General features: G+C 41.7%; 13 protein-coding genes and 1 pseudogene. 8 read left to right on the top strand and 6 right to left on the bottom strand.

Going from position 1 to position 17,559, the window contains the following annotated elements; genetic code table 11:
* The first annotated feature begins 60 nt into the window (after positions 1–60).
* From E4N78_RS09825 to E4N78_RS09795, 7 genes and pseudogenes are all read left to right on the top strand, one after another.
* Entirely contained in the window at positions 61–1,821 is a 1,761-nt protein-coding gene (locus E4N78_RS09825; protein WP_255810375.1) for an ABC transporter ATP-binding protein, read from the top strand.
* The gene (locus tag E4N78_RS09820) at positions 1,815–3,560 is read left to right on the top strand and encodes an ABC transporter ATP-binding protein (RefSeq protein ID WP_255810374.1); all 1,746 of its coding nucleotides are present in this window, start codon (positions 1,815–1,817) and stop codon (positions 3,558–3,560) included. The genes E4N78_RS09825 and E4N78_RS09820 overlap by 7 nt, the downstream gene beginning before the upstream one ends.
* 199 nt (positions 3,561–3,759) lie before the next feature.
* Positions 3,760–4,209: a hypothetical protein gene (locus E4N78_RS09815; RefSeq protein ID WP_255810373.1), complete on the top strand. Its 450-nt coding sequence runs from the start codon at positions 3,760–3,762 to the stop codon at positions 4,207–4,209.
* Positions 4,202–4,912 (top strand): DNA-binding domain-containing protein, encoded by a 711-nt coding sequence (locus E4N78_RS09810; protein ID WP_255810372.1) that lies wholly within the window; start codon positions 4,202–4,204, stop codon positions 4,910–4,912. Before E4N78_RS09815 ends, E4N78_RS09810 begins: the two co-directional genes overlap by 8 nt.
* A 246-nt stretch (positions 4,913–5,158) precedes the next feature.
* Positions 5,159–5,581: pseudogene (locus E4N78_RS09805) on the top strand (InlB B-repeat-containing protein); the annotation flags it as partial.
* A 270-nt stretch (positions 5,582–5,851) separates the two neighbouring features.
* Complete coding sequence (locus E4N78_RS09800; protein ID WP_370645040.1) at positions 5,852–7,033, top strand: SUMF1/EgtB/PvdO family nonheme iron enzyme; 1,182 nt, start codon at positions 5,852–5,854, stop codon at positions 7,031–7,033.
* 95 nt (positions 7,034–7,128) lie between these two features.
* Positions 7,129–8,532: an SUMF1/EgtB/PvdO family nonheme iron enzyme gene (locus tag E4N78_RS09795; RefSeq protein ID WP_255810371.1), complete on the top strand. Its 1,404-nt coding sequence runs from the start codon at positions 7,129–7,131 to the stop codon at positions 8,530–8,532.
* A gap of 439 nt (positions 8,533–8,971) precedes the next feature.
* On the opposite strand, the gene E4N78_RS09790 is transcribed toward E4N78_RS09795, so the two are convergent.
* The 3 genes from E4N78_RS09790 to E4N78_RS09780 all read right to left on the bottom strand — a co-directional run bounded on the left by E4N78_RS09790 (position 8,972) and on the right by E4N78_RS09780 (position 13,552).
* Positions 8,972–9,913 carry a helix-turn-helix domain-containing protein gene (locus E4N78_RS09790; protein ID WP_255810370.1) on the bottom strand — a complete coding sequence of 314 codons (942 nt, stop codon included), beginning with the start codon at positions 9,911–9,913 and terminating at the stop codon, positions 8,972–8,974.
* 116 nt (positions 9,914–10,029) lie between these two features.
* Complete coding sequence (locus tag E4N78_RS09785; protein WP_255810369.1) at positions 10,030–11,769, bottom strand: ABC transporter ATP-binding protein; 1,740 nt, start codon at positions 11,767–11,769, stop codon at positions 10,030–10,032.
* Complete coding sequence (locus E4N78_RS09780; protein ID WP_255810368.1) at positions 11,759–13,552, bottom strand: ABC transporter ATP-binding protein; 1,794 nt, start codon at positions 13,550–13,552, stop codon at positions 11,759–11,761. The genes E4N78_RS09785 and E4N78_RS09780 overlap by 11 nt, the downstream gene beginning before the upstream one ends.
* Before the next feature lie 229 nt (positions 13,553–13,781).
* Between E4N78_RS09780 and pepT the strand changes: the two genes are divergently transcribed.
* Positions 13,782–14,987 (top strand): peptidase T, encoded by a 1,206-nt coding sequence (pepT, locus tag E4N78_RS09775; protein WP_255810367.1) that lies wholly within the window; start codon positions 13,782–13,784, stop codon positions 14,985–14,987.
* A 69-nt stretch (positions 14,988–15,056) separates the two neighbouring features.
* Here the strand turns inward: pepT and E4N78_RS09770 are convergent, their stop codons facing one another.
* From E4N78_RS09770 to phnC, 3 genes are read right to left on the bottom strand one after another with little or no spacing between them, the layout of a single operon-like run.
* Positions 15,057–15,881 (bottom strand): PhnE/PtxC family ABC transporter permease, encoded by an 825-nt coding sequence (locus E4N78_RS09770; RefSeq protein ID WP_255810366.1) that lies wholly within the window; start codon positions 15,879–15,881, stop codon positions 15,057–15,059.
* On the bottom strand, positions 15,878–16,747 hold the full coding sequence (locus tag E4N78_RS09765) for an ABC transporter permease subunit (protein WP_255810365.1): 870 nt from the start codon (positions 16,745–16,747) through the stop codon (positions 15,878–15,880). Before E4N78_RS09765 ends, E4N78_RS09770 begins: the two co-directional genes overlap by 4 nt.
* The gene (gene phnC / locus E4N78_RS09760; protein WP_255810364.1) at positions 16,744–17,514 is read right to left on the bottom strand and encodes a phosphonate ABC transporter ATP-binding protein; all 771 of its coding nucleotides are present in this window, start codon (positions 17,512–17,514) and stop codon (positions 16,744–16,746) included. Before phnC ends, E4N78_RS09765 begins: the two co-directional genes overlap by 4 nt.
* Positions 17,515–17,559: the final 45 nt, after the last annotated feature.

Raw genomic sequence — 17,559 nt, 5'->3', positions numbered from 1 at the left:
AACAGACAAACTTTTACCGGTTTTGCAGACAGCTTCTTCAAAAAGATATATAAACAAACCATGAGATTTAAAGATTTTATTCGTGCGTATACGCCTGCGTATACGGTGTCCGTAAGTCTTGCGGTGCTGGGTGTCGGCTGCGGGATGGTGCCGTATATCACGGTGCACCGTCTTCTTATGCGTTTGGCAAAAGGCGGAACTTCCCTTGCAGAAGTGTCGGCTTATGTAGGCGTTATTATTGCAGCCTTTGCTTTTCAACTGGTGCTGCACAGCATATCGACGGCGATTTCGCACAAGACAGCCTTTTCCGTTTTGGAAAAAATAAGGCTTGCCCTTACCGAAAAGATGATAAAGATGCCGCTGGGTTTTACGCGGAACAAGGGCGCCGGCTATTTTCACGGAATGCTCATCGACAGTATTGAACGGCTTGAATTTCCGCTTGCACACGCACTGCCTGAAACCACCTCAAATATCCTCATTCCTTTAAGCATTACCGCGATACTTTTTGCAGCGGATTGGCGGCTTGCTCTTGCCGTTTTGGTACCTGCTGCAGCAACCTTGGTTTTTTATCTTCCGATGTATATCGGCATTATGAACGATTTTGCAAACACCTATTATGCCGCCCTCGAAAACATGAACGGCAGGGTTATCGAATATATCCGCGGGAATAAGGAAATTAAAATATTCGGCACCGAAGCAAAGGCCTATTCTCAGTTTGAAGATTCCATAGACAATTACGAAAGGTCAACCTTAAAGCTCTACAATAAAATGTATTTTGTAAGCGCTCCTGCCTTTGTACTTTTGTCGTCGATTACGGTGAGCGTGCTTTCAGTCGGCGGACTGCTTTTTACTTCCGGTTTGATTGAAGCGCCGCTCTGTCTTTTTGCCGTCATCATTGCAGAGGGCTTGGGCGTTTCGCTTTTAAAGTTCACCGAATTTATGGACAACTTTTATCACATAAGAAACAGTAAAAAGCTGATTGAAGAAGTGCTGTCCGCTCCCGAATTGGAAGAAACTGCCGCCGCAGCTGCTCTGCATATTCCGAATAACGAAATTGTGTTTCATAATGTGTGCTTTTCATACAATGAAATTACGGCTGCAGATAAAACAGGCAATGAGAACAATGCTCCTGAGGGGAATGTGCTTCACGATGTATCGCTCACTTTTAAAGAGGGGAAAAAGACGGCGATTGTCGGGCACTCAGGTTCGGGTAAGTCAACAATAGCCAATTTGATTGCCCGCTTTTGGGATGTTTCAAAGGGTTCCATTACAATCGGCGGAATCAATTACAAAGATATGTCTCTTGCTCAATTAATGGAACATGTCAACTATGTTACACAGGATACTTTTTTATTCAATATGAGTATTTTGGAAAATATCCGCATGGGTAAGCCCGCCGCCTCCGATGAAGAGGTAAAAGAAGCTGCCCGTCTTGCACAGTGCTCGGATTTTATCGAACGGCTTGAAAAGGGCTGGAACACTTATGCGGGCAATGAAGGAACAAAACTGTCCGGCGGGCAGCGGCAGCGCATTATCATTGCCCGTGCGATTTTGCGGAATGCACCGGTGCTTATCTTAGATGAAGCGACTACTCACACCGATGCGGAAAACCGCCGGCAGCTTCAGCTTTCATTACAGGAACTGTGTAAAAATAAAACCGTCATCACGATAGACCACAACCTTTCCACCGTCAAAGAAAGCGATTCAATCATCGTTATGGAAAAGGGACGGGTAGAGGCTCAAGGTACACATACGGAACTGTTAAAAAAATCGGCAGTGTATAAGAAGCTTTATCAAGGACAGGGAGGAAATTTATGCTAAAAACGATGCTGGCTTTTTTGGCCCTTATGCAAAATCAAAAAAAGGAAATTGTTTTTTCCGTTGTATTAAGTTTTATCGACGGCTTTTTTATAATGATACCTTTTATCATCGCCTTTAAAATTGTAAACGCCGTACCGCTTTTTAATCCCGCCGCTTCGGGAACGCTTGATGTCCGTACTATGTACCGGTACATCGGCATTATGGCGGCAGCGGTTTTTATCAGAATTGTACTGCGTTACTTTACGCTCTATTTCCGCGGCGGGGCAGGTTATAAGGCAATGTGCCGCGAGCGCAAAAACTTAGGGACACGATTACGCAAGGTATCGCTCGGCTTTCTCAATGAAAAAAACACGGGCGACTTGGTTTCGACCATTACTTCCGATGCGGCGTTTTTGGAAATTGAAGGCATGGGCGTTATCGAAAAAATCGCCGTGGGTATTCCTGTTTTTGCTATCGGACTTACTGTCTTGCTTGTCTTCGATTACCGCATCTTTTTGCTCACCGCTTTTTTGTTTATTCCGGTATGGTACATGTACAGAAAATTATCTACATTGCAAGACAAGTTAAAAATAAACCGGCAGGACTTTATCGGAAAAGTTACCGCCGATATTGTTGAATTTATCAACGGGATCCATGTGCTTAAAATATACAACATGGCGGAAAAGCGGTTTTCAAAAACGGCTGAAGCGGTAAAGAATTTACGGGATTTTTCCGTCCGCGCGGAACTCGCTCATATTCCTGTCGTCTCTCTTTTTCAGTTTTGCTTACGGCTTGTTACGGCGGGAATAGTTTTTTCTTCCGCCCTGCTTTTTTTACGGGGAACACTTTCTTTTGCACAAATCTTTTTGCTGATGACCGCCTCTTTCAGTTTATTCAGCGGTATTGAAGCGATGGGGATTTTCAGTATCTTTTCTAAAATGACTCAGCAGTCAATCGACCGTATGAATGCCATCAAAGCGGTTCCGGAAATGCAAAACCTTTCAGGGAACCTGTTGCTCGATCCTCAAAGTCCGCACGCCTTCGATATTCAATTTGAAGAGGTTTCTTTTGCCTACGCCGAAAAAGAGGTGCTGCACAATATCAGCTTTTCAGTTCCCGAAAAAACGGTAGCCGCTCTTGCAGGTCTTTCGGGAAGCGGCAAGACGACTATTGTGAATCTGCTCGCCCGTTTTTGGGATATAAAAAAGGGGCGCATCAGTATCGGCGGCACCGATATTAAAGAACTCAATTACGAAAACCTTTTGCACAATATCAGCTTTGTGTTTCAGGATGTGTTTTTGTTTAACGACACGATATTGAATAATATCAAACTTGGCCGGGAAGACGCTTCTTTGGAGGAAGTGTATCAGGCGGCTGAGCGTGCAGGCTGCACCGATTTTATTATGCAAACTGAAAAAGGCTATGATACGGTTATCGGAGAGGCGGGCTTGCGGCTTTCGGGCGGAGAAAAACAGCGCATTTCGATTGCCCGTGCTTTTCTTAAAAACGCCCCGATTGTGCTCTTGGACGAGGTTACCGCCAATGTCGATGCAGAAAACGAAGCCAAAATACAAGCCGCCTTACAGGAATTGCTCAAAGATAAAACCGTCATCATGATTGCCCACAATCTGACAAGTCTCCGCAATGCCGGCCAAATTCTGGTCCTTGAAAACGGGCACATTGTTCAGTGCGGCACACATGGGGAACTGATAAAAGAAGAAGGTTTATATAGAAAATTGTGGGAAGAATCCAAGAACTGACGGCAGTTCTTTGTTTGTAAGTAGGCCGGGAAAACCGGTATTTCTGTCTTACTGTCAAAATTGTGCTTCATGCCCTCTTTGTTTTTTGGACAAAAATGGTTATGGCTACTAAAAAACAGGTTTTTATAGGAGCCCTTTAATCTTAAAACCTTTCCCTAAAGGTTGAAATCTTAGAATAAACATGCTATACTGTACCGTAATGATAGACAAAGGCCCCGACAGCAGTTACAAACATTCTCACAAAAAAATTACAAAAAGTTTTGAAAAAGCTCTTGACATAAAGCAGCCTATCGGGCAAAATTCACAGCTTCACAGCTTCACAGCTTCACAGCTTCACAGCTTCACAGCTTCACAGCTTCACAGCTTCACAGCTTCACAGCTTCACAGCTTCACAGCTGAGGGCTCGTCATGCCCGAATAATAAATTCACAGCCAAATACACATCAAACTCTCAGACAACAAGCGTACCGAACAGAATCATTCCTTTGGTGCGCTTTTTTTATATTACACCGTTTAATAAAACCGCAAAGGGCACAAAATCCGCAAAGGATTATAAAAGAATGCCTTACAAAGCCTTCTTAAAACACCTTGCGTCCTTGGCGTGCTCCGCGGTTAAATTAAAAAATATAAGGAGGCAAAGAAATGCTTAAATACTCTTTACGAGAAAACTTACTCACCCCTGCGCCGGACGACTACATGGCGCAGGCGGCGGATGTGCGCTCGTACACTCTTGACGAGATTATCGATTTGATGATGGAAAAAGGTACCACGCTTACGAGGGCGGATGTGGCGGCAACGCTGCAAGTCTACGGAGAAGTCTGCTCGAGCCTTATCAAAGACGGTTCCGCTGTTAATACACCGCTTATGAACACCTCGATGAGCATATCGGGCGTATTTGACGGAGCAAATGACAGCTTCGATAAAAAGCGGCATACGGTCAATTTGAACATAACCGCCGGCACCCTGCTTCGCGACGCGGTTACCAAGGTTAAGTGTGAAAAGACCGAGGGAGTAAGCACCGACCCGTACATAACCGAAGTTGCCGATATCGTATCTGGCAAGGTGAACGAAGTACTCACCAAAGGCGGCGTCGTACAGCTTACCGGAAGCCGCCTTAAATTCGATGCAAAAGATGCAGCCCAAGGCATTTTCTTTGTACCCGAAACGGGAAATCCGGTACGTGCCTCCGTCATTGCCGAAAACAAACCCGCACGAGTTATGGCAATAATCCCCGCCGACTTGGCGGCAGGAACGTATTATATCGAGGTGAGAACAAAGTATGCCAATGCAACAAAGCAGCTTAAAACGCTGAAAGTAGGCAGATTTGCCAAACCGCTTACCCTTAACGCATAAGGCGCGGCGGACTTACCGCATAAGGTAACTCCGGCTTACTGCATAGGGTAAGTCTGAGTTACTACATAGGGTAAGTCTGAGTTACTACATAGGGTAAGCCGAACTTACTGCATAAGGTAAGCCTAACGTACCGAGATAAAACACGGTACTGATAAAGGATTTTATAGGGTGATAAACATTCAGTGGGCACGGCTGGGGTTCCGACCCGTAAAAAATTCTGCACAAGGGTGTAAACACTCGATACAAATGGTATTGCGTGTTTACACGCAAAAGTGTCTTCCCTTCCCTAAGGGAACATTTTATTCAAGGAGGTCTTATATGACACACTTACACAAAAGAGGAGCGGCGGCGCTCATCACAGCCGCAATTTTAACGCTGGTAATGCTTTTTGCAGGTTGTAAGCACAAGACGGAATCGAAAAAGTCTGAGCCCAAGTATACCATAACCTTCGGCATAGACGGCTCAAACGGTACGCTGAAAGCAACAGTTGACGGCAACGAAATCCATTCAGGGGACAAGGTTAAGCACGGCAAAACCGTAACCTTTACCGCAACGCCGAATTCGGGCTACAAGGTAAAAGAGTGGAAAGCAGACGGAGCAGTTGTTACAGGCAACACATCAAACACCTATATCTGCACCGTAACAAAGGCGGTAACCGTTAAGGTAAAGTTCCAACTCATACCTCCAGGCGAAGCCTCATATAAAGTAAAACACTATAAGGAAAAAGAGGAAGGCGGCTATCCTACAGAACCGACGGAAACCGAAGATAAAAGCGGTGCGGTCGGAACAAACGCAGTATACACGCCGAAAACCGGCGGAGCCTACGAAGGCTTTACCTATAAATCGGAGCTTACTAAAATAAACGGCTCCCTACAGACAAGCAGCACGATAAACGGCGACGGCTCTACGGTTGTAGAACTCTTTTACGAGCGCAATACGATAAGCTTAACCTTCGGCGTAGACGGCTCAAACGGTACGCTGAAAGCAACAGTTGACGGCAACGAAATCAATACGGGGGACAAGGTTAAGCACGGCAAAACCGTAACCTTTACCGCAACGCCGAGTTCGGGCTACAAGGTAAAAGAGTGGAAGGTAGGCAATGATATTGTTACAGGCAACACATCAAATACGTATACCCTTACCGTAACAAAAGCGGTACATGTAACGGTGAGCTTTGAGCCCGATGTAGGTTCTTTTGAAGATACAGGCGACGGCTTTGTAAAAATAATACCTCCGACAACAGGCATTCTAGGCGTTGACCCTGACTACACCTTACCCGGAACTGGGGCTTATTGGAAAGGTGTATTCCGTGCAGGGCGTAAGGTAAAATTAAGCCCCTACAAGCTCGGCAAGACAGAGGTAACGTACGAGGTATGGCACGAGGTACTGACATGGGCAGAAGGTAAAGGCTACACCTTTGCTAATAAGGGAAAAGAAGGCAGTAATGGAGGCGTAGGAGCAGCTCCCACAGATGAAGGAAAAAAAGAGCCTGTAACGACTATAAGTTGGCGGGACTGCATAGTGTGGTGTAATGCGTATACGGAAAAGACGATGGGCGAGGGAGAATGCGTCTACCGCAAAAGCGATAGCGATTCTACCGTATTAAAAAATGCGACTGATACAGCTGCTTGCGATGCCGCTTATGCCGATATGAGTAAAAAAGGCTACCGCCTTCCGACTGAAGCTGAGTGGGAATATGCGGCCCGCTGGCAGGGAAGCGATAAAACAAATGCGGCACAATACGGCGATGTATGGCTGACCAAATTAAACAGTGCAAGCGGAGCAAAAGCCGACTGGAATGATACTGTGGAAACAGGAGCGGTTGCGTGGTATAGTGGTAATTCAGGAAGCAAAACTCATCCTGTAGGAAAAAGGAGAGCGAATGCACTCGGTTTACACGATATGAGCGGGAATGTCTGGGAATGGTGTTTTGATTGGTACGGCGATATAGAGGCTAACACAGTTACCGATCCTCAAGGTGGTGCGTCGGGTACTGACCGTGTTATACGCGGCGGCGACTGGGGCAGCTTCGCGAGCAGCTGCACTGTAGGCTGGCGGCTCTACTACAGTCCTGACACCAGGAGCGACGATCTTGGCTTGCGCCTGGCTTGTCTGCCCTAAGTTCACACATTTTGCCAGAGAGGTAATTGGTAATTGATAATTACAAATTACACATTACAAATTAAAAATTGAAAAGACTTTGACAGGAGGCATATATGACAAAGTTTAGAACACACAGCAAAAAGGCACACGCCTTTAGAGGAGCCGCGGTGCTCATCATAACCGCACTTTTGGCACTGGGATTGCTTTTGACCGGCTGTCCGACACCTAATACGCCCACGCCTACGCCTGCACCAAAGCCTAAGCATGCTATCACTTTCAGCGTGGACAGCACTACGCCAAACGGCACGCTTAAAGCAAATGCAGACGGCGTCCCCGAAACAGAGGCAAGCCCAATAACTGTTGAGGAAGGCAAGACTGTAACTTTCACGGCTAAAGCTGACGACGGCTACAGGGTAAAGGGCTGGACGCTTGACGGTAACGCCGTAAACGGCACCAACAATTCCTATTCATTTCCTGTTACCAAGGCGGCCGAGGTTAAGGTGAGCTTTGAGCCCGATGTAGGTTCTTTTGAAGATACAGGCGACGGCTTTATAAAAATAACCCCTCCTGCAAACGGCATTGTAGGCGTTGCCCCTGACTACGCTTTACCCGGAAGTGAAGCTTGGTGGAAAGGCGTATTCCGTGCAGGGCGTAAGGTAAAATTAAGCCCCTACAAGCTCGGCAAGACAGAGGTAACCTATAAACTGTGGAAAGATGTTTACGATTGGGCGGTAAAAGCTGAAAACGGATACAAGTTTGCCAATGCAGGGCAAAAAGGCAGTAATGGAACCGGAAATGACGAAGAGCAACCTGTAACTGAAGTAAGTTGGCGGGACTGTATTGTGTGGTGTAATGCGTATACGGAAAAGGAAAAAGGAATAGGCGAATGCGTCTACCGCAAAAAGGACAATCATACGGTTGTATTAAAAGATGCGACGGCAACAGCTGATTGTGATGCCGCCTATGCCGATATGAGTAAAAAAGGCTTTAGACTTCCGACTGAAGCTGAGTGGGAATATGCGGCCCGTTGGCAGGGAAGCAATACTGAAAATGCGGCACAATACGGCGATGTATGGCTGACCAAATTGAACAGTGCAAGCGGAGCGAAAAAGCCCATAGGCTTTTCAGGTCTTGCTTTACCCGCAGGAGAAACTTGGGAAACTTTACGAGATGAACTTACAAGAGTTGCCGTGTATGGTAAATGGTGGAACGGAACCGGTTGGGACGATAAAACCCCTGCTACAACTAAGACGGCTGCGGTAAAAAGTAAAGATCCGAATGCTCTTGGCTTATATGATATGTCGGGAAATGTTATGGAATGGTGTTTTGACTGGTATGGCAGCATAGGAGCAGGAGAGGTTATCGACCCTCAAGGTGCCGCGTCGGGTGCTGACCGCGTCCTTCGTGGCGGCAGTTGGCTCTACTACGCGCGCTTCTGCCCTGTAGGCAGGCGGGACCGCATCAGTCCTGGCTACGGGGCCAGCGTTCTTGGCTTGCGGCTGGCTTGTCTGCCCTAAGTTCACACATTTTGCCGGAGAGGTACTCAAAATCGGACATCCGTGTCCGATTTTGAGTTTCGAGTTTTGCCTCACGGCAAAACATCGTAATGCTGGAACCACCGCCGTCCGTGGCGGTAAAGCGGTGAAACCGAATAGGCAAAATGTGTTTTGTGGTGCACGTGTTTTGCTGTATAGCGTGTGCATATCCGCCAAGGAGGGCGGGAGTATTAAACAGAATCGAGATTTGCGATTAGCAAATCTCGTAGTTAAACAATGTACAAGGACGTACATTGTTTAACGATGCGGCTCGAAAATTTTTTGGCTAAAAAACGGTATGGCTCTTATAAGGTGCCGCGTCAGCTGGATAGCTAATTGACATTAATAAGCGAATTGAGAGCATCAGTAACAGAAGGATAAAGATGCGCATTACTTGCGAGAGCTGAAGAAGCCTAACCTTTCACCTCCTCCTATATTCATTCGGAAGCATACCTGTGTACTTTTCAAAGCAGGCGGAAAAATATCCGGTGCTGCGATAGCCGAGACTTTGGGCGATGTTTGCAACATACATATTAGTATTTAAAAGCAGGGAGCAGGCTTTTTCCATTTTTTTATTAACAAGATAATCGGTGAGCGGAAAACCGGTAACGGCTTTAAAAACATATTTAAATTTTGAAGGGCTCATATACGACATTTTTGCAAGCGTTTCAAGCGGAAGTCTTTTGTGTAAGTTTTTATTTATGAACTCAATCGTTTGCATAATAGCTGCATGGTCGGCTGAAAAAACGGAGTGTTCCGCTTTTTGTATGTTTTCGGTTCTTCGTAAAAGAAGGGCGGAGATTTCGTCAACTTTGCTTTTAAAAAAAAGTTTTGCACTCGCTTCGGTTCCCGAGAATTTCCGTATCTGATTCAATATAAAAGAAATTTCAGGAATATAGTTTTCTTTCGGCAAGAGAGAAATTTTTGTGCAAAAATTTTCTTCCGTAATGCCGAAGGTGTTTTTTAAATATGCACCGTAATATTCGGGGTTTAATTGAAGCCCGATAATACATGCAGGAGTTTCCTTTTTTATAACATACTGAACCGTTTTAACATTAGTGTAATGCTGAATGTATTGCATTCCGGTATACACTCTCCCTGCAGGATATTTTTTGTCGGAGGCAATAGAATCATATTGCTGAATATAAATACCTTCATCCGATGGTACCGTATATTTAAAATCCTCATAGTAAAGATGATCGGCAATACAAATATGTGCATAAGAGCCTACATCATAAATAGCAGAATATCCTCTTCCTATTTCGGAAGAAAATGCGTAGGTTTTAAAATGCGGATACGGATTATCTTTTTTTACAATATCCGAATTGGTATGGTTTAAAAAAGCGTAATAACTTTTTTGCATAATTTAACACTCCAATCATTAGTGGGCATTTCTAAAAACTTCAGTTTTTAGAGATGCCCTAGTATACAATAAAAATAAATTTTAAGCTATAGCTTACATTTTCAGAAAACTTATTCCTACTTTTGCAGTCTATACCATTCGGCGTATTTTGAATTCAGGGCAATAAGTTCTTCGTGAGTGCCCGATTCCAATAATTTGCCGTCATCGATTACGTTTATTATATCCGCATTTTTTACGGTAGAAAGACGGTGTGCGATTATAAGTGTGGTGCGTCCCTTCTTTAAAACTTCGATACCTGCATTTATAAGTTTTTCGGTTTCGGTATCAATGTTTGCCGTAGCCTCATCTAAGATTAGAATTTTAGGATCTCTTACCATGGCACGGGCAAAACAGATAATCTGCCTCTCTCCTTCCGAAAAGTTTTTTCCGTTTTCGTTCACTTCGGCATCCAAACCTTTTTTCGAACGTTCTATAAGATTTGTGCCGCCTACAGCCTTTAAAGCTTTTTCGCAAGATTCTCTATTTATAAGAGGATCGTTTAAACTTATGTTGTCAAAAATCGTTCCGCTAAAAAGATAGGGTTCTTGCAAGACCACTGCAATCTTGGAACGCAGAGTTTTTAATTCAAGAGAGCGTATATCCTGCCCGTCAATTAAAACCTTACCGCCGGAATTTTCATAAAAACCTAAAATCAAATTCATAATCGTAGATTTTCCGCAGCCGGTCTTTCCGACAAAGGCTATGGTCATCCCGTCTTCCGCATTAAAATCAAGTCCTTTTAAAATTGGAATGCCTTCTTTGTATTCAAATTGAGTGTTTGAAAATTTTATATCTCCCATGGGAGAATGAGGAGTGCCGTTTGTTCTTTCATGTTCAAAATTAATTATCTCCGAAACTCTTCCCGCCGCGACAAAGGCATTTTTGTAAATATTTATCTGCATGAACAATTTTAAAAAAATATCGGTTATTTCCTTATTATAACTTATAGCGATTACAAGAGTACCGACAAGAAAATGAGCTCCCTGAAAATACAGATATCCGAACACTCCCAAAAGGGCGGCGTAAATTAAGGTTCTAATTCTTGCAATAATATTCCAAGAAAAAAGCCCCGAGAGTAAAACCATTTTTCGTTTTGAAGTATATGCCGGGAGATTAAATTTATCGAACTCTTTTTCTGTTTTTTCCTCTGCACAAAAAGCTTGCACGGTTTCAATAGAATTAATACTTTCGTTAAAAAATCCGTTTAATTCTCCGATTGAATTTCTATAATCCCGTGTCGGCTTGTCGCTCTTTTTTAAATAATACCGAGCAAGAAAATAAACAACCGGCAGATAGGCAAAACTAGCCCAAAAAAGATAGGGGCTCATAAGTGCCAAACGGATATATAAAACTATACATAATAAAATTACACTAAATACCTCGCCCAAAACCAAAAAGTATAAATCGCCTACTGCATTTACATCGGAAGAAAAACGGCTCATTATATTTCCCGAAGTCATTTCATCAAAATGTTTCATCTTTAAATTTAAAAGATGACCGGCCATATCCATTTGAATATGTTCACAGGCGGTATTTGCAATTTTTCTAAAAAGCAATGTTTTTACATATATCGATAAAAAAAATAAAAGGGCAGTCCCCAAAACCAAAAGGGCATGTTTAATTAAAAAATTTTTTAAGCCGGGCATATTTACAAGGTCGGCATTTATAACGCTTGCTGTAATTGTAGGAAGATAGGCTGAAGATGCAATAAAAATTCCTACTACAACAAAGGCTGCTAAGACATAAGTCTTGCAGTATTTTAGGTACGAGAGAAAAAATCTATAATTTACTTTGAGTTTATTGGTCTTATCTTTCATCTTTTTTTCCTCCGTCAATTTGTAGGTCAGCATCTTCAGCTTGCATAAGTTCCGCAGAATGGCTGTGCTGGTATTCAAACTGCTCCGCATACCAGCCGCCTTCTTTTATAAGTTTTTCGTGCGTTCCTTGCTGAATAATTTTACCGTCATCCAGCACAATTATTTTGTCTGCATGCTGAACAGCCGAAAGACGGTGTGCCGATATAATGCAGATATTAAATGAAGAAGATTTTTTTAGGTTTTCGATTATCTTAACTTCAGTGTCTGCATCGACGGCAGAAATGGCATCATCCAAAATCAAAACTTCCGGTTCTTTAAGAAGAGCACGGGCAAGGGCAATTCGTTGCCTTTGCCCTCCTGAAAGCATAACACCTTTTTCTCCTATTTTTGTATCGATCCCGTTTGTAAGTTTTTCAATGTCGCTTTTTACATCAGCCGCTTCCAAAACCTTTAATATTTTTCCTTTTTCAATTTCCTTTTCATAAAAGCATAAGTTTTCGTAAACGGTTCCCGATAAAAGTTGAGGACGTTGACTTACATAAGCGGTCTTGTTTCTAAAAGAAAAAATATCGCAATTTTTTAAGGGAATATTATTTATGAAGATATTTTCATTTTGAGGATAGAGGCTGAAAAATTGTTTTATCAAACTTGTTTTACCCGAACCGGTTTTTCCGGTAATTCCTAAAATTTCTCCTTGTAAAATTTCAAAGAAAATATCCTGTAAAACTTTCTTTTCGGAATCGGAATATGCAAAGCTGAAATTTTTAAAAGAAATTTTTTCTATTCTTTCGATTTTTTCTTTGTTTCCCATGGACGGAAATTCGTTGTTATCTCTTATAAGAGCATTTATTCTGTCGATAGCTGCATCTGCCGACTTTTGAATTTGTAAGTAAAAGCCGCTTGCCATTCCGCTCCATGCAATCATTCCGACAAAACCAAAAAATGAAACAAGATTCCCTGAAGTAATTTCTCCTATGTGTACAAGGTAACCGCCGTAGCAAAAAGCTATTATGATACAAAGATTTGTAATAAAGGCTGTACATGGCTGCAAAATAGAGGTTAGTTTAACTTGTGCATAAAGAACCGAAAAATAATTTTTAACAATGGAAGAAAGTTTTTTTAACCTGACTTGCTCATTCACGTAACAGCGTATAAGTTTTATTCCTTCAGCGAGCTCCAAAATACCTTGGTTGACCTTGGAAAATTCCGCATAGGTTTTACCCGTTCTATCTTTTATTGCTTTACCTAAAGAAAAATAAATAATAGTTATAAGTGGTATTGGGAGGACAACTGCAAGGGTTAACTTCCATGAAATTAAAACCGACATCATAAAAATTGCAGCTCCGGGATAGGCAAAGGAATCCATCAGCATTATAAAACCGTTAGCAAAATAATTTTCTACGGCCGTGACATCATTTGAGGTGCGAGCCAAAATATCGCCTGAAGTATATTTTTTAAAAAACGGCGGAGTCTTTTTTAAAACCGACGAAATTATTTTTTTTCTAAAAAGATAAGCCGCCCTGTTTCCAGAATTGTGAATAAAGAACATAAACATGGAAGAAAAAAAATATCCCATACAGGTGAAAAAAATTATTTTTACCACATACGCAATAAGGGCACTTTGTGTCATAGTAGCATTTTTTAATTCATCTACGGCAAGACCTATGTAGTATCCCGGCACGACCGTCAAAAACTCATCCGAAAGTAAAAAGAAACCTCCAAACATTCTTTTAAGCCTGATAGATTTAAAAATCTCTTCGGCTTCCTTTTGTATCTTAAACATAACTACTCCGATGTCTCTAAAATATTGTAAACTTAATCTTACAAAAGAGTATAATATATCGGAACCAATATTGTCAATAGTTTAGATATTTTTTATTAAAAGGAATTTTATACATTTACCTCAGAATTCTCCAAGACATACACATTGTTCTACTTCTCCCCACTTTACACAAGCCCTTAAAAGTGCTAGGCTGTTCATCGTAAACTATAACATTTTTACAGGAGATATTATGGATTATCTTAAAAGATTTCAAAAATACATTTCGATGGACACTAAGTCCAACGAAGAAAATGAATGTTGTCCCAGTACTCCCGGACAGCTTGAGCTGGGAAAATACCTTGTAAAAGAATTGACCGAGATGGGCTTAAAGGCCGAGCAGGATGAGCACGGTTATGTTTATTCGGCCATTCCTGCAAACACCGATAAAAAGGTTCCTGCAATCGGTTTTATAGCCCACATGGACACGGCTCCCGATTTGGACGGCAAGTGCGTAAATCCGAAAGTTTTTGTGTACAAGGGCGGGGATATTAAACTCAATGATGAGTACACCATGACCGTCAAAGATTTTCCCTTCTTAAAAGAGCTTGAAGGTCAGGAGATTATTACAACCGACGGAACGACCCTCTTGGGTGCAGACGATAAGGCCGGTATTACAATCATCATGGGTGCTATAGAATATCTTTTGGCTCATCCCGAAATTAAACACGGCGAAATAAAAATCGGTTTTACTCCCGATGAAGAAATCGGAAGAGGCGCCGATCTTTTTGATGTAAAAAAATTCGGAGCGGACTTTGCCTATACTGTAGACGGCGGCCCCTTGGGTGAACTCGAATACGAAAACTTTAATGCCGCAAGCGTTAAGATAGAAATTCAAGGAAAGAATGTGCATCCGGGTTCTGCAAAGAATATGATGGTTAATTCTCTTTCTGCGGCAAGAGAATTGGAAAACATGCTTCCCGAAGAACAAAAGCCGGAATACACCGAAGGCTATGAGGGTTTTATTCATTTAACTTCCATTGAAGGAAGCGTTGATTTTACAAAGATGTCTTATATTATCCGCGATCACTTTATGGAAAGCTTCCTTCACAAAAAAGAACTTATGAAGGCAGCTGTCGATTTTTTAAATAAAAAATACGGCAATATAATCAAGATGGAAATAAAAGATTCCTATTACAATATGAAAGAAAAAATCGAACCGCACATGGAAATAATTGAGCTTGCAAAAAAATCTATGACTGATGCCGGTATTGAACCTCATATAGTTCCGGTTAGGGGAGGAACTGACGGAGCCCGCCTTTCTTTTATGGGGCTTCCCTGTCCTAACCTTTTTGCAGGCGGTTATAATTTTCACGGCCGCTTCGAGCTCATCCCCACAATGGCATTTGAAAAGGGAATTGAACTTGTAGTAAAAATTGTCGAAAATAACGCAAAATAGTTTTTGCTTCAATGCTAACGGGGCAGTAAGAATTCTTTTGATTCTTTCTGCCTCGTTAAATTTAAAAGTCTAATGCCTAATTCTGTTTCTTATCCTTGTCGAAGATATTTCCAAAATAATTGCCGTTCCGAAAATAAGATAGGATATAAAGCCGACTTCACTCATATTAAAGTTTAAAGAGCCTGCCATAAAAAGCTCGTAACCTATTCCGCCGGCTCCTGCCGCAGCTCCTACGGCAACAGCATTTCCGAAGTTAATTTCAAATCTAAAAAAGCTCCACGAGATTAGATTGTTTATCGAAGCGGGGAGAACTGCCTGACTTATAATTTCGATATAGCTTGCCCCGCAGGCTTTTAAGGCCTCAATCGTTTTTTTGTCTATGCCGTCAAAGCTTTCCGAAAAACCTTTTACGAGATAGGCTGTGCTGTGGAAGCTCATGCCTAGGACGGCGGCCTCTGCTCCTATGTTTGCAACTACCGAAAATATTAAAACCCAAATAATTGTCGGCACGGAGCGGATAAGGGACATTGCCGTTCTTATGATTTTTACAAGATACTTGTTTGAAAGATTTTCCGAGGCGGCTATCCCTAAAAAGAAAGCAAGCACCACTCCGAAGACGGTGGTTAAAAGGGCAAGACTTAAACTTACTAAAAGAGAAAAAAATATTTCCGCATAAGAATATTTTTGTGACAGCTTAGGATAAAAAAATAAATCTTTTGAATATTCCGTAAATTGCAAAAAAGCCTTTTGAATTCCATAGTCGGGCTTTTCCATTTGAAATAAGCTTATAATTGTAAGGCCGGATAAAAAAATAAGAACAAATAAAATTAATACTCTTTGCTTTGAGAATCTTCTTATTTTTATTTTTTTAATTTTGTTTGCTTGCTCAATCATAAAAGAATCCGCCTTATTTTGTTTGAAAGAATATCGATGAGTAAAACTATGATTACAAGGCATAAAATAATTAAGCCTGCACTATTATAACGGAAACTTTTAAAATAAAGGTTAAATAAAAAACCTATTCCGGTTCCCGTTAGAATTCCTATTAGAGCGGAGTCCCTCACATTCGTTTCAACCGTGTATAAGAGCCACGAAACAAGGCCGGGCGCTATGCTTGGGAATACGGCATTAAAGAGAGCCGGAAAATACGGAACGCCCGCAGCCCGTAACGCTGTAAAAGATTCTTCGCTTGTTTCTTCTATCATTTCCTTAAAAGCTCTTACCAGATGACCCAAGGTAATTATAAAGAGGGCTAAAAAACCGGTAAAATTATTTTGTTTAAACGAAAACAATAAAAGCATTGCCCATGCTACCAGCGGAATGTTTCTTAAAAACGAAGCTATAAGGGTAAGGATTATTTGAAAGGGCTTATTTATTCCTGTGGTTTGAGAGCCGAGGAGGGCTAAGATAAGGGCGAAAAAAGCCGCAGCGGTAGTTGCCGAGGCCGCTATTACACAGGTTTCGCCCAAGGTTTTTATTATAATCGGAATATGTTTTAAACTTTCATTGTCGGGTATAAAGTTTTTTATAAGCCAAGCTATTGCAAGGGGAAATTTAAAAATTGCTTTAAGGTCTTTAAAGCCGGTTATATTTGATGCAAAATAATATATTAAAATAAGACTTAAAAGAATAATAATTGCCTTTAGTTTTTTCTTCGCAAAAAAGATTTGTTTTTTTTCCCAAGAGTATGAAGTTTCTTTTTTGTGATAATGTCTTTTCTTTTTTTTGTCCTCAGAGTAAATTTTTAAATCGAACTTCATAGAACTTTTTCTCCGCTGTTCATAGAAGCGCTTGCAAAAATTTCTTTGTGCAAGACTTCATCGTTTAAGGAATCGGGTCTTCCGTCAAAAACTATTTTTCCGTTATTGAGAGCGATGATTCTGTCGGCATATTTTTTTGCCGCTTCCATTTGGTGTAAACTTATAAGACAGGCGATGTTTTTATTTACTGCAAATTCTTTAATATAATTTAAAACCGTTTCTGCCGACTGCGGGTCAAGGGAGGCTATGGGCTCATCGCATAATAAAAGGCTGGGGCTTTGCATTAAGGCTCTTGCAATTCCTATTCTTTGTTTTTGACCTCCGCTTAATTCGCTGCATCTTTGAAAGGCAAATTCTTCCATGCCTACGGTTTGTAAAAGAGCAAAGGCTTTTTCTTTTCCTTTTTCGGTATAAAGGCCTAGTGCCCCGCGGTAAGAAGGAATTGAGCCGAGGCAGCCGTGCAGAACATTTTCGACGGCATTAAGACGCTCGACCAGATTATAATTTTGAAAAATCATTCCTATCTTTGAGCGGTATTGTCTTAATTTTTTTCCTTTAAGCCTGTTTATTTTTTCTCCCAAAAAAATAACTTCTCCTTCATCCGGCTCGACCAAGCGGTTTATACATCTAAGCATTGTAGACTTTCCGGCTCCCGAGAGGCCTATTATTGCAAGGATTTCTCCTTCTTCTATTTTAAAAGAAATGTTTTGTAAGGCCCTTCGTCCCGAAGGATAAGTTTTTGAAATGTTTTTAAGTTCAAGAATCACAAGGCTTCCCTCCAAAAAAATTAAAGACTCTTCCTAAAGTTTTTA

This window comes from Treponema denticola (assembly GCF_024400535.1).
GTDB classification, from domain to species: Bacteria; Spirochaetota; Spirochaetia; order Treponematales; family Treponemataceae; genus Treponema_B; species Treponema_B denticola_C.
The sequence above is the reverse complement of the archived record's forward strand: the minus strand, read 5'-3'. Positions and strand labels throughout refer to the sequence as shown.